The organism is Dokdonia sp. MED134, from assembly GCF_000152925.2.
Taxonomy (GTDB): domain Bacteria; phylum Bacteroidota; class Bacteroidia; order Flavobacteriales; family Flavobacteriaceae; genus Dokdonia.
The window spans coordinates 1,467,465-1,480,476 of record NZ_CP009301.1; the positions used below are offsets into that span (position 1 = coordinate 1,467,465).

Below are 13,012 nucleotides of genomic sequence, written 5' to 3' on the forward strand. Positions count from 1 at the left end.
GTTATTCTTAGATTTTCTTAATTACCAACTAATACACTTTGATGAAATCATTTTATCTTAGTATGCTCTTGCTTTTTACAGCAAGTTTGTATGCTCAAACTACCGTTACCGGAACCGTTACAAACGCAGAAGATAACACTACAATACCTTTTGTAAATGTCCTTGTAGAAGGCACAAACCAAGGAACTATTACAGACGAAAATGGTGTTTACACCATTACCATACCTACGGATGCATCCGTTTTAAAATTCTCTTCGCTCGGTTATAGCTCACAATTAATTACTGTAGCTGGCAGAACGCAAATAAATGTAACACTAAACATCTCGCAGGAGGGACTTGACGAGGTGGTAGTAACCGCTCTAGGCGTAAAACGCAACACAAGAGAACTAGGTTATACAGTACAAACCATCAATGCAAAAGATATAGACGAGGTAAAGTCTGTAAACTTTCTGGACAACCTTTCTGGTAAGCTTGCTGGTGTTACTATCACTCAAGGAGCCACGGGTGTAGGATCTTCATCACGTATAAGTATACGTGGAGAAGCTTCTTTTTCTAATAACAATCCGCTGTTTGTAGTAGATGGTGTACCTATTAATAACAACACTGTTTTTAACTTCACAAATGAAGCAGCCGCAGGTTTTCAAGAAGTAGATTTTGGAAACGGCGCGATGGAAGTAAATCCAGATGACATTGCTTCTGTTTCTGTACTTAAAGGCCCAAGTGCAGCAGCACTATACGGTACACGTGCATCAAATGGAGTAATTGTTATAGAAACAAAAGATGGGAGCAAGAAAAAAGGACTTGGTATAAGCATTAACTCTTCTATCTTTTTAGACAGTGCTTTCCAACTTCCAGATTTTCAAAACGAGTACGGACAAGGACAAGGCGGTGTTTTTGAATATGTAGATGGCCTTGGAGCAGGAATCTCAGATAACATCACCTACTCTTGGGGACCTAGACTTGATGCTGGAAATTTAATTCCGCAATTTGATAGTCCGGTGACGCTTGCAGACGGGATGATTGTACGTGGTGGAGATACAGCTTTATACAATGGACTTGCCATTACTCCTACTGAATTTAGGTCAAACCCAGATAACCTAAAAGACTTTTATGAAACTGGAGTGACCACCATAAATAACGTATCTGTCTCTAGCGGATTTGATAAAGGTGATTTCCGTATATCGTTTACAGACCTACGTAGTGAGTCTATCATACCTGGTGTAAACTTAGATAGACAGACCATCGCAACAAAACTCAACTTTAAGCCAACAGACAAAACTAAAATCAAAGCGAGCATTAGTTATGTAAATTCTGGTAGTGATAACCGCCCCTCAAACGGATACGGAAGTGAGAATGTAAATTACTCACTCGTAGCCTGGGGACCTCGCTCTCTTAATATAGACAGCCTCCGTGATTACTGGCAGCCAGGATTAGAAGGCGTGCAGCAATATTCTTTTAACTACACCTTCTTTGACAATCCGTTTTTTATTTTACAAGAAAACAGGAACTCTTTTAACCGTGATCGCGTTTTTGGTAACATAGTACTTACACAAACACTCGCTAAAAATCTTGACCTTACCATACGCACAGGGATGGACTACAGTAGTGAGAAACGACAGTTTTTAAGAAACTTTAGTTCTAACCGTTTCCAGAATGGTGGCTATGCTGAGCACGATGTTTTTTATCGTGAAATCAATACAGACTTCTTACTTAACTATGATAACAAGTTTGGCGACTTCTCGCTAGATGTAAGTCTTGGAGGAAACCGCCTATCACAAGTAGCTTCTACAAAACAGGTGCAAACTACAAACCTTGCACAACCAGGCATTTTTAACCTTAATAATGCCGCATCACCTATAGAAGCATTCCAATTTGAATCTGAAAAGCGTATCAACTCATTTTACGGAGTGGTAAAACTTGGTTACAAGAACTTTCTATATCTAGATGTTACTGGACGTAATGACTGGTCAAGCGCACTTGCAACACCTTTTAGCGCAGATAATACTTCGTTTTTCTATCCTTCGGCTAGTTTGAGTTTTATAGGATCTAATGTGTGGGAACTTCCAGAGGCAATAAGCTACTTGCAACTAAGAGCAAGTGTCGCTCAGGTGGGTAATGACACCAATCCTTTCCAAACTTCTGGAGCGTTTATCGCACAGACTCCTTTTGAAGGGCAGCCTACTTTTAGCGCACAAAACTTTATCCCTAATGCAAACCTTAAACCAGAGCAAACTACATCGTACGAGATAGGTACGGATATACGCTTCTTTAAAGACAGGTTTAATGTAGACTTCACCTACTACAACGCCCTTACCAAAGATCAGATTATCTCCTTACCTATTGCTATTTCCTCAGGCTTTAATCAGCAGGTGGTAAATGGTGGTGAGGTGCGCACTTCGGGTATCGAGGTGATTGCAGGCATCACTCCTATCGTAAATGAAAACTTTAGATGGAACACAACCTTTAACTTCAGCACAAACAAATCTGTGGTTGAAAGTCTACCACAATCTGATGGTCGTCTTACGCTTGCCTTTAGCCGTATTTATGACAGCGCAAACCAAACCGTATTTTTCCAAGTAGAAGAAGGCGGGGAAGTTGGCGATATTTATGGAACAGGCTACCTACGTAATGACGATGGTGATTTTATCATTGATAACAACGGGCGCTTTATTGCAGATAACAATCTCAAGAAAATAGGAAATTACACAGCAGATTTTAATCTAGGTTGGAACAATGATTTCCGCTACAAGCAGTGGAGTGCCTCTTTCTTACTTGACTGGCGTCAAGGTGGAGATATTGTCTCTAGAACGCGAGCGCTAGGTAATGTAGGAGGCCAACTAGCAGAAACAGCTTTCCGCCCAGAAGAGGGGATTATAGCGCAAGGAGTTGTAAACACAGGTACTGCGGCAAATCCAAATTTTGTTCCAAACACCACGGCAGTTTCGGCAGAGAGTTACTACCGTCAGTTTTATGACCGTAACCACGAAGAAAACAACATTTATGACGCCTCGTTCTTAAAACTTCGTCAGTTTTCTATAGGATATTCATTCAAGCTTAAAGACGGATTTATCGGTCTTAAAGAAGGTGTAGACGTAAACCTATCACTTATAGGGCGCAATCTTTTTGCCATCACAGAAAACCCACATTTTGACCCTGAGCAACTCGCAGTACAGGGACAAGGATTTGTGAGCGGTGTAGAAGATTTGAGCTATGCTACAACAAGAAGCTTCGGATTTAAGGCAGGATTTAACTTTTAACGCTTTCGCGAAAGCGTAACATAAAACATTACAAATGAAACATTTTTTATACATCACTTCCCTCCTGCTTTTACTTGGAATGAGCAGTTGCACAGAAGATTTTGAAGAAATAAACACCAACCCAAATGACCCCGTAAGTGTACAGCCTAGCTTGTTATTGCGACAAGTTATTTATGACTACGGAGAGCAAATGAGTTACGAAGGTTTTGTGGCAGGAGACTTACTATCGCAGCACAGAACGGCTCTTGACTTTAATCTTTTTGATCGTCACGCTTTGAAATCACCGCAGCTAGGTGGAAATCCTTGGCCTATTTTTTATACTAATTTAAGAGACAATGAGATTATCTTACAGCAAGCGCAAACTAATGTGACCTTTGCTGTGTATGAAGGTCCTGCTCTTATCCTCAAGGCTTATATGGCGGCTGGTCTTACAGATCTTTTTGGCGATGTTCCTTACTCAGAAGCGTTTGATGGAATAGATGGAACGGTAACACCAGCTTATGACACACAGGAGGCCATATATACTGGAGCAGATGGTATTCTAGCAAATCTAGATGCAGGAATTGCTGCTATAGAAGCTTATGAAGATGTGATCCCGCTAGAAGGAGATATTCTTTATGATGGTGATTTACAAGCTTGGGTTCGCTTTGCAAACAGTCTTAAAATAAAACACCTTTTACGTATCTCAGATCGTGTAGATGTAAGTGCAGATTTGCAAGCGCTGGTTAATGAGGATAACTTTATATCGAGTAATAGTGATAATGCTGTTTTTAACTTTAGCAATACGGAGCCTAATAGTTTTAGACTTGCACAATTGCGTGTGGGTGACTTTAACAACTTTGTGCTTTCTGAAACGATGGAAACCATTCTTGTCGATCTTGAAGACACGAGGCTTAATACGTTCTTTAGACCAGCATCAAGTACTGGAGTTTTTAACGGACTAATCAATGGAATAGATGCAACCTCAACAGCTGCTGTGCTAGGAGATTTATCACTTGCAGGTACTGCTTTTAGAGAGGATACTTCAGTGCTAGATGCCAACTTTATGACCGCTTGGGAAACTTCGCTAGCACTCGCCGAAGCTGCCCAGCGCGGACTTATTACCGCAGATGCGCAGGCACTTTACGAAAACGGCGTGACACTCGCTTTTGAATACTGGCAAACACCATTACCAGCAGATTATCTTACTGGTAATGCTTCTTTTAATAACGCAGATAGTTCGCCGCTAGAACAAATACTTACTCAAAAGTGGATTGCAAACATCATAAACGGCTATGAAGGTTGGATAGAATATAGACGCACCGGTTTTCCTGCGTTTATGGATGTGCAAGCAAGTCTTAACGACGGTTTAATTCCCGTGCGTATGCCTTACCCATCTGAAGAAGAAGCGCTCAATGCAGATAATTACCAGACGGCATTTGATGCGACAGATGGCAATAGTCTTAACGTGCGCGTGTGGTGGGATGTAGATTAAGGAATTGTGGGAGGGTACTGCGGACATCTCCCCTAGCCCCTCTTCAAAGAGGGGAACACAAGAACCAAGCTTTTGCAAAGCAAAAGCGATTACAACTAGTTAAGTAATTACTATATGAATGTAGAAATCTGGCAATGGGGATTAATTATAGCATCAAGCATTTTATTGTTTGTGCTGTCTCCGCTTGCCAAAAGTCCTGATGAGTTTTTTAAGGCTACGCATCGTAAGAAGTCTCCTAATGTGTGGATGCTTACGGGTAGTCTCATTATCTCGTGGATTTTTGCAAAGAGTATAACCAATGCTGCCAACTTAGGTCTGAGTTTTGGGATTGTGGGCGGTGTGGCTTATGCGGGTTATTACCTCTCCTTTGCCGTGGCTGGTGTTATCATCTACCAGATGCGCCTGCAAGGTGGGTTTACAAGTATACATCAGTTTCTGACTTCTCGATTTGGAAAAGGCGCGATGCGCTTATTTTCTGTGCTCATCGCCATTAGGCTCTTTAATGAGGTGTGGAGTAACACGATGGTGATAGGTTCTTACTTTGGAGAGATGGGAAGCACTCCTTATTATTGGGCGATTCTGGTCTTTACAATACTCACTCTAGCTTATGCGCTCAAGGGCGGATTGAGCAGTTCTATATTTACAGATGTGATACAGATGGGATTATTCTCCATACTGCTATGTGTGATATTATGCTGTATATTTTCGGTAGATGATTTTAGTGTGAAGGAGGTTGCTACTTCTGGAACGTGGAGTTTTGATCTCGGTCTTAATTTGCTTTTTGCAGCCTTGTTACAGTCATTCTCATATCCCTTTCACGATCCTGTATTAACAGATAGAGCTTTTTTAAGTTCGCCGAAGGTTACACTTCGTAGCTTTTTAATCGCCTCGGTATTGGGAGCAGCTTGTATTATCTTATTTAGTGTTATAGGTGTATTTGCCCAGTTACAAGGAATGGCAGGCCAAGCCGCGGTAGAAGTGGGTAAAGCTTTTGGCGTAGTCATATTGTTAGTCATCAACTTTATTATGATTACATCGGCGGCATCTACGCTGGATAGTACATTCTCGTCATTTTCAAAATTACTTTCAGTCGATTTAAATTTGGGTAAAAATCTTTCGTTTGGGAGATTATCTATGGCTGTAATTGCCATATTGGGAACCATTCCCGTATTTCTTAATGCAGAGATTTTAAGCGCCACGACCATATCTGGAACAATGGTAATTGGACTAACGCCTGTATTTTTATTTTGGCGAAAGCCAGCCCCAAAAATTAGTTATTACTTGAGTGTAGTGACGGGTATCATTTTTGGCTTCATATTAGTTTTTGATGCCTTACCACAATCATTACAATTTACGACAGGATCTTATGCTGCCTTACTCTGGACAAACGTCTGGGGCATCACAGCCTGCACCATATTATACCTCATACCACGATGGATAAAAAGATAAAAAACATAGGCAATCTTACCGGCAAAGTACTCCTTTATGGCGGTGTGTATAGCAATCTACAAGCGCTAGAGAAACTAAAAGCTATTGCAGAGCAGCAAGGAATTGCTCCAGAAAATTGCATCTGCACCGGAGACATCGTGGGTTATTGTGCGCAGCCTGAAGAAACCGTACAACTCTATAAAATATGGGGAACGCACGGTATTGCAGGTAATGTAGAAAAACAACTGAGTGAGGGCGCAGAAGATTGTGGATGTGACTTTAGAGAAGGATCCCGTTGTGATGGTTTTAGCCAGCTGTGGTATCCTTATGCACAAAGCAAACTCTCTAAGAATTCGCTAGAGACATTAGAGGCACTTCCAGACCATATTACATTTACCTACGCTGGTAAAAAGGTTACGGTTGTACACGGCTCATATAATCATATTTCTGAATTTATATTTAAATCTACGCCTTGGGAAATAAAAGGTTCAAATTTTGATACAACACAAAGTGATGTGATTATTGCAGGACATTGCGGCTTGCCTTTTCATACGGAGCAAGAAGATAAACTCTGGCTCAACCCTGGGGTGATCGGGATGCCAGCAAATGATGGCTCTACCGAAGTCTGGTATGCCATTCTAGAAGACACTTCTGGCAATCTTAGCTATGAACATCATACCTTTGCATATAATTACAAGCTCACGAGCCAGTTAATGCAAAACGGCTTACTGCCAGAAGAGTATGCGCGTACCATCGTAACTGGCATCTGGGACAATACAGAAATACTGCCACCTGTAGAGAGTGGCTTACAAGGATTTGGCATCAAATTATAAAGACCTATTATCAAAAAAATCACATACATACTCATCTTTCTCATAAGCGCTATAAGTGTTGGGCAATCAGATATGGACTTGTTATTAAAACAGTACAACACGCGCTCTGTTCCTTATATTTCTGTGCAAGAACTCAAGATGGAAATGAGTGACTATTTAATTTTAGACACTCGTAAAAAGGAAGAATTTGAGGTAAGCCATATCCCTGGAGCGGTGTGGGTTTCTGAGAAGGTGAATGATAGTATGTACGCTTTCGCGAAAGCAAAAAAAGATCAACCCATCGTCGTTTATTGCTCCGTAGGCATACGCTCTGAAGATTTTGGCGAGCGACTGAAGAAGAAAGGGTTTACAAATGTCAAAAATCTATACGGAAGCATATTTGCGTGGAAAGATGAAGGCTACGAAATTCAAAACAAGAAAAAACAACCAACCGACTCTGTTCACGTATTTTCCAAAATATGGGGAAAGTATTTAAAAACAGGACATAAAGTTTACTAGATGAATAAATATATACCACTCATTTTTATAGGACTCACCATAGGAGGATTTGCTTTACTGGCTTATCATCTTACTAACGAGACATCCACTTGGAAAGACTATCTCTCTAGTAGTCTCATTATTATTGCAAATATTGGGATGTTTATAGCCATTAAAAAAAGTGACCAGTGGACAAAAAAAGATGATGAGTAATGACTAGAAAGAAAATCATACTCATATTTATCATACTCCTTATCCTATTACTCATACTTACTGTAAGCAAGCTAAATTTTGAGAACCTAGGTTGGTCTATTAATGCGAGTATATACCAGCAGCTCATCACGATGGCGCTTATGTTTTTATACCTCGTATATAATTATAGAAAGCAATAATGAAAAAAAACATAGTACTCATATTCACCAGGAATCCAGAACTAGGCAAAGTAAAAAGCAGACTAGCCAAAGGTGTAGGTCAAGAAAACGCTCTTGAGATTTACAAGAAGCTCTTATCACACACCAAGGACGTAGTAAGCACTTTAAATTGTACTAAGCGCGTAGGCTACTCTGTGAAAGTGCGCGATAATGATATGTGGGATAATGCTATTTTTGAAAAATTCCAGCAAGAAGGTGAAGATCTAGGGGTGCGTATGTATAATGCATTTGAAAAAGCCTTTGCAGATGGGTATGACAATGTACTCATTGTAGGCAGTGACCTTTATGACTTGCGTGCTTCTCACATAAATGAGGCTTTTGACGCGCTGCATACTAATGACGCAGTAATAGGCCCAGCCCAAGATGGTGGTTATTATTTATTGGGGATGAACAAGCTTGTAAAAGACGTATTTTACAATAAAAAATGGGGTGGCGATACGGTATTTGCAAGTACTATGAATGATCTAGCAACAGCAAAAGTTCATCAACTTGAAACCCTTAACGACATTGACTTTGCAGAGGACCTAAAACCATATGCTGAGTTTGCTCAGTATTTACAATAACAAGAAAATTTAATACGTTTAAAAAAACATATTATGGAAAAATACATCATAGAAACAGCAGATTACTTAAAAAGCAAAGGCTTTGAAAATCCTGAAGTAGGTATCATTTTAGGTACTGGTCTTGGGCAACTTATTGATCGTGTTGAGATAGAACACACCGCAAGCTATAATCATATCCCTAATTTTCCAACGGCAACGGTAGAGTTCCATACAGGTAAATTAATTTACGGTACGCTAGAAGGTAAAAAGGTTATTATTATGCAAGGTCGTTTTCACGTGTATGAAGGCTACTCACTTACAGATGTAACCTACCCAGTACGTGTGATGCACGCTTTAGGTATCAAGCACCTATTAGTATCTAATGCTTCTGGAGCGATTAACCTTGATTTCAAAAAAGGAGAATTAATGCTCATAGATGATCACATTAATCTACAAGGAGGATCACCGCTAGCTTTTAAAGGAGTAGAAAAAATGGGAGAGCGCTTTGTAGATATGAGCGCACCTTATGATGCTGCTATGAACAATACGCTACGCACTATTGCAAAAGACAATGGGATAAACTTACACGAGGGAGTATATGCATCTGTAGTAGGCCCACAGCTAGAAACTCGCGCAGAGTATCGCTACTTAAGAATTATAGGAGCAGATGCCGTAGGGATGAGTACCGTACCAGAAATTATCGTAGCAAATCACTTAAAACTTCCAGTGGTGGCAGTATCTGTTCTTACAGATGAGTGTGACCCGGACAACCTCAAGCCAGTAGATATTCCAGAAATAATCGCAATGGCTGGTAAAGCAGAGCCAGAGATGATTATGCTATTTACAGAATTAATTAAAACATTATAGTCAGATTAGATTGGGTGTTAGTACGCTTTCGCGAAAGCGGAATCTAAGTCTAAAAAATCACCTTAACACACTATCTACTACCTATTAAAAAAACGAATTATGAGTTACCTTAATGCTACAAATGATCTTTATAAAGAAGCAGCACTTACACCAGATGTAGGACTGTGCTGTACTACAAATCCTATCTGGGAGTTACCCGGATTAAAGATCCCAAAGATTATGCAGGAGATGAATTACGGTTGCGGAAGCACTGTAAATGCTCGTGATCTTACTAATGAGCCTAAGATGCTTTATGTAGGTGTAGGTGGTGGTATGGAGCTATTACAGTTTGCATACTTTAATCGTAATAAAGGTGGTGTAGTAGGTGTAGACGTGGTAGATGAAATGCTAGAAGCATCTCGCAAAAACTTTATAGAAGCAGAGAAGTTGAACCCTTGGTTTAATAGCGAATTTGTAGATCTTCAAAAAGGAGATGCCCTTAACCTTAATGTGGCAGATAACTCAATAGACGTAGCTGCACAAAACTGCCTCTTTAACATATTTAAAGCCGAAGATTTAAAACGTGCCATTGCAGAGATGTATCGCGTGCTAAAACCTCACGGTAAACTTGTAATGAGCGACCCTACTTGTGAGCAAGAAATGAATGAGGAGCTACGCAATGATGATCGTTTACGTGCGCTTTGTCTTTCTGGAAGTCTACCCATAGCCGAATATGTAAAAGCGCTTACAGATGCTGGTTTTGGAACTATTGAGATAAGAGCTCGTAAACCATATAGAATACTTAATCCTGGGGCGTATCCTACAGATGAGCTCATATACATTGAGTCTATTGAAGTAGCAGCAATCAAAGACCCTATGCCAGCAGACGGACCTTGTATTTTTACAGGTAAAGCTGCCATTTATTATGGAGAAGAAGACTTTTTTGATGATAAGCTAGGGCACATCCTTCTTAAAAATCAGCCGCTGGCTATTTGTGATAAAACAGCAGGAGCACTTGCTGCTTTAGGTCGTGATGACATCTTTATAAGTGAGTCTACGTATCATTATGATGGTGGTGGATGTTGCTAGGCTACTGTTAGTTTTTTATAATAAATACGACTCTATACTTATGAGTCACACAAAAAGCGTTTCTTTATAAGAGGCGCTTTTTTATGAAACCAACATCTATGAAAACCTTTCTTTACATTACTTTACTCGGTCTTGCTTGTGCTTGTAGCACAACTAAGACTATAACTGCAACACCTGAAGTCTCTACTGTCGAAACACCTGTTGTCATAAAGAAAGATAGTGTCCCTATAGAAACAGCTCCCATCATAACTGTTACAGAAGATACAACCACAGTAAGTGCTCCAGCAGAAGAGATGATTACTGAACCAGAAGAAGTTGAAATTTCTAATACCGTAATTACAGAAACTGTTAATCACGATAGCTTTAATGACTTACTTAAGGCATATGTATCACCAGCTGGAAATGTAGATTATAATGGTTTTAAATCAAACTGGGGTAAACTACGCAACTACATTAAACGACTAGGAGAACAAACACCTACAGATGCGTGGTCTCAAGAAGAAAAGCTCGCCTACTGGATGAACGCATATAATGCAATGACTATAGATCTCATCTTACGTCACTATCCGCTAGAAAGCATAAAGGATATTAAAAATCCGTGGGATCAACGATTCTGGAAACTTGAAGATAGCTGGTATAACCTCAACCAGATAGAACACAATATTTTAAGAAAAATGGGCGATGCAAGAATCCACTTTGGGATAAACTGCGCATCATTTTCTTGCCCGCCATTGCTTAATGAGGCTTTTACAGCGGCAAGTGTAGATGACCAGCTTAATAAGCTAGCTCGTGAATTTATAAATGACAGCTCTCGTAATACGATTACAACGGAAAGAGTTGAGGTGTCTAAAATTTTCAGCTGGTTTGCAAAAGATTTTAAAACGGAGGGTAGCCTCATAGATTATCTAAATACGTACGCTTCAACTCCTATTTTACCTTCGGCGAAGGTGAGATATAAAGCATATGACTGGACGCTCAATAAGTAGTAAAGTTTTCTTAATTACTCGCTTATCTATTTTGAAAAAGCGATATTATGTTTTCACGAAAGTGTAAAACAATAAAATAATAGTTATGAAAATATACACACGCATTTTATCAATAATAGCCATAACCATCTCTTTACAAAGCTGCGCGTTGCTCTCTGCTGGAGGGATTACAAGTCAAGGGCAACCTACTAAGGAAGTTACACAACCACTTACATCTACTACGGCAAACTCTGCTGTAAATGTAGATCACTCGCAGTGGGACTCATTGCTCAAAAAGTATGTAAACGAAGAGGGGCTCGTAGACTATAATGGATTCCAAAAAGATAGACCGCTACTTAACGGCTACTTAGATCAACTCGCAAATCTTGACCCATCAAACAAGTGGAGTGAACAAGAGTTACTTGCTTACTATATTAATCTTTATAACGCAGTTACCGTAGAGCTCATACTTGATAACCCAGAGGTAAGCAGTATAAAAGATATAGACGCCCCGTGGACTAAAGGGCGTGCAAGAGTAGATGGACGCCTGCTCTCTCTAGGTGGTATTGAAAATGGCGTGCTACGCAAGATGAATGAGCCTAGAATACATTTTGCCATAAACTGTGCATCTATCTCTTGCCCACCACTACTGCGTGAGGCATACACTGCTGGTAAAATCAATGAGCAACTTGACAAAGCAACTAAGCAGTTTATTAATAGTTCAAAAAATGATATTAGTGCAAATACGGCAGCACTTTCTTCTATTTTTAAATTTTATACAGAAGACTTTTATAGAGGATCTAATAAAAGCTTACTACCCTATATAAATAAATATGCAAATACTCAGGTTGCGCCTGGTACACCTGTAACATTTAAAGAATATGATTGGGGCTTAAATAAGCAATAAAGTAAAACTGATTGAGGTGTTTTTGCGTACATTTAGAATAAGATACATCTTTAATGAATTCTATATCTGTAGTCATCCCTGTTCTTAATGAGTCTGAGACCATATGTGCATTGCTCACTCACCTAGAAAACAAGGCGTCTTCTCAAAATTATATACACGAAATCATCGTTGTAGATGGTGGCAGTAGTGATGATACTATTACTCAAGTCACGCAATATGCAGCGCTTAGTAAAACGGTATCTATTATTACATCTCAAAAAGGTCGAGCACGACAGATGAATACAGGGGCCATACAAGCTACAGGTGACATACTTTACTTTTTACACGCAGACTCATACCCACCTCAAAACTATGATGCACTCATTGTAAAACAGGTATCACAGGGAAATCCTGCGGGATGTTTTAAAATGAAATTTGATTCTAATCACTGGTGGCTGCGACTAGCTGGCTGGCTCACAAAGTTTAAGTGGCGAGCGTGCCGTGGTGGTGACCAAAGCCAGTTTATTACCAAAAGTCTTTTTGAAGAACTGGGCCGCTTTGATGAGCGATATATTATTTATGAGGATAATGACCTAATAAATAAGTTATATGCGCGACGTAAATTTGTCGTTATTCAAGAATGGCTCACAACCTCTGCACGTCGTTATGAAGAAAATGGTATCTGGAAATTACAGTTTCACTTCTGGAGTATTTATGTGCGCAAATGGCTAGGCGCTAGTGCAGAAGATTTGCACAAATATTACCTCAACAAGATATCATAACA

The 13,012-nt window shown here is 39.8% G+C and carries 13 protein-coding genes; all 13 read left to right on the top strand.

What is annotated here, in order from left to right; all coding sequences use genetic code 11:
• Nucleotides 1-41: 41 nt before the first annotated feature.
• On the top strand, nucleotides 42-3,257 hold the full coding sequence (locus tag MED134_RS06540; RefSeq protein ID WP_021778167.1) for a SusC/RagA family TonB-linked outer membrane protein: 3,216 nt from the start codon (nucleotides 42-44) through the stop codon (nucleotides 3,255-3,257).
• Between the two features lie 34 nt (nucleotides 3,258-3,291).
• Nucleotides 3,292-4,731: a SusD/RagB family nutrient-binding outer membrane lipoprotein gene (locus MED134_RS06545; protein ID WP_021778166.1), complete on the top strand. Its 1,440-nt coding sequence runs from the start codon at nucleotides 3,292-3,294 to the stop codon at nucleotides 4,729-4,731.
• Between the two features lie 114 nt (nucleotides 4,732-4,845).
• Nucleotides 4,846-6,180 carry a sodium:solute symporter family transporter gene (locus tag MED134_RS06550; protein WP_021778165.1) on the top strand — a complete coding sequence of 445 codons (1,335 nt, stop codon included), beginning with the start codon at nucleotides 4,846-4,848 and terminating at the stop codon, nucleotides 6,178-6,180.
• Nucleotides 6,165-6,992, top strand: a complete 828-nt coding sequence (locus MED134_RS06555; protein ID WP_021778164.1) for a metallophosphoesterase family protein — start codon at nucleotides 6,165-6,167, stop codon at nucleotides 6,990-6,992. The genes MED134_RS06550 and MED134_RS06555 overlap by 16 nt, the downstream gene beginning before the upstream one ends.
• Before the next feature lie 72 nt (nucleotides 6,993-7,064).
• A complete protein-coding gene (locus tag MED134_RS06560) occupies nucleotides 7,065-7,490 on the top strand; it encodes a rhodanese-like domain-containing protein (RefSeq protein ID WP_021778163.1) in 426 nt (141 codons plus the stop codon).
• On the top strand, nucleotides 7,491-7,682 hold the full coding sequence (locus tag MED134_RS06565) for a hypothetical protein (protein WP_021778162.1): 192 nt from the start codon (nucleotides 7,491-7,493) through the stop codon (nucleotides 7,680-7,682).
• Nucleotides 7,682-7,861, top strand: coding sequence for a hypothetical protein (locus MED134_RS06570; protein WP_021778161.1), 180 nt, complete (start codon nucleotides 7,682-7,684; stop codon nucleotides 7,859-7,861). The genes MED134_RS06565 and MED134_RS06570 overlap by 1 nt, the downstream gene beginning before the upstream one ends.
• Entirely contained in the window at nucleotides 7,861-8,463 is a 603-nt protein-coding gene (locus MED134_RS06575; RefSeq protein ID WP_021778160.1) for a TIGR04282 family arsenosugar biosynthesis glycosyltransferase, read from the top strand. The genes MED134_RS06570 and MED134_RS06575 overlap by 1 nt, the downstream gene beginning before the upstream one ends.
• A gap of 33 nt (nucleotides 8,464-8,496) precedes the next feature.
• Nucleotides 8,497-9,309: a purine-nucleoside phosphorylase gene (locus tag MED134_RS06580; RefSeq protein WP_021778159.1), complete on the top strand. Its 813-nt coding sequence runs from the start codon at nucleotides 8,497-8,499 to the stop codon at nucleotides 9,307-9,309.
• A 99-nt stretch (nucleotides 9,310-9,408) separates the two neighbouring features.
• Nucleotides 9,409-10,377, top strand: coding sequence for an arsenosugar biosynthesis arsenite methyltransferase ArsM (gene arsM, locus MED134_RS06585; protein ID WP_021778158.1), 969 nt, complete (start codon nucleotides 9,409-9,411; stop codon nucleotides 10,375-10,377).
• Between the two features lie 98 nt (nucleotides 10,378-10,475).
• Complete coding sequence (locus tag MED134_RS06590) at nucleotides 10,476-11,363, top strand: DUF547 domain-containing protein (protein WP_052084151.1); 888 nt, start codon at nucleotides 10,476-10,478, stop codon at nucleotides 11,361-11,363.
• Nucleotides 11,364-11,448: 85 nt separating this feature from the next.
• Nucleotides 11,449-12,249, top strand: coding sequence for a DUF547 domain-containing protein (locus tag MED134_RS06595; protein ID WP_021778156.1), 801 nt, complete (start codon nucleotides 11,449-11,451; stop codon nucleotides 12,247-12,249).
• A gap of 53 nt (nucleotides 12,250-12,302) precedes the next feature.
• Nucleotides 12,303-13,010: a TIGR04283 family arsenosugar biosynthesis glycosyltransferase gene (locus tag MED134_RS06600; protein ID WP_021778155.1), complete on the top strand. Its 708-nt coding sequence runs from the start codon at nucleotides 12,303-12,305 to the stop codon at nucleotides 13,008-13,010.
• Nucleotides 13,011-13,012 lie beyond the last annotated feature (2 nt).

Excerpts from the sequence above, each read along its gene's own strand:
- MED134_RS06540 (WP_021778167.1), top strand. The coding sequence starts at position 42 with ATGAAATCATTTTATCTTAGTATGCTCTTGCTTTTTACAGCAAGTTTG.
- MED134_RS06545 (WP_021778166.1), top strand. The coding sequence starts at position 3,292 with ATGAAACATTTTTTATACATCACTTCCCTCCTGCTTTTACTTGGAATG.
- MED134_RS06550 (WP_021778165.1), top strand. The coding sequence starts at position 4,846 with ATGAATGTAGAAATCTGGCAATGGGGATTAATTATAGCATCAAGCATT.
- MED134_RS06555 (WP_021778164.1), top strand. The coding sequence starts at position 6,165 with ATGGATAAAAAGATAAAAAACATAGGCAATCTTACCGGCAAAGTACTC.
- MED134_RS06560 (WP_021778163.1), top strand. The coding sequence starts at position 7,065 with ATGGACTTGTTATTAAAACAGTACAACACGCGCTCTGTTCCTTATATT.
- MED134_RS06565 (WP_021778162.1), top strand. The coding sequence starts at position 7,491 with ATGAATAAATATATACCACTCATTTTTATAGGACTCACCATAGGAGGA.
- MED134_RS06570 (WP_021778161.1), top strand. The coding sequence starts at position 7,682 with ATGACTAGAAAGAAAATCATACTCATATTTATCATACTCCTTATCCTA.
- MED134_RS06575 (WP_021778160.1), top strand. The coding sequence starts at position 7,861 with ATGAAAAAAAACATAGTACTCATATTCACCAGGAATCCAGAACTAGGC.
- MED134_RS06580 (WP_021778159.1), top strand. The coding sequence starts at position 8,497 with ATGGAAAAATACATCATAGAAACAGCAGATTACTTAAAAAGCAAAGGC.
- arsM (WP_021778158.1), top strand. The coding sequence starts at position 9,409 with ATGAGTTACCTTAATGCTACAAATGATCTTTATAAAGAAGCAGCACTT.
- MED134_RS06590 (WP_052084151.1), top strand. The coding sequence starts at position 10,476 with ATGAAAACCTTTCTTTACATTACTTTACTCGGTCTTGCTTGTGCTTGT.
- MED134_RS06595 (WP_021778156.1), top strand. The coding sequence starts at position 11,449 with ATGAAAATATACACACGCATTTTATCAATAATAGCCATAACCATCTCT.
- MED134_RS06600 (WP_021778155.1), top strand. The coding sequence starts at position 12,303 with ATGAATTCTATATCTGTAGTCATCCCTGTTCTTAATGAGTCTGAGACC.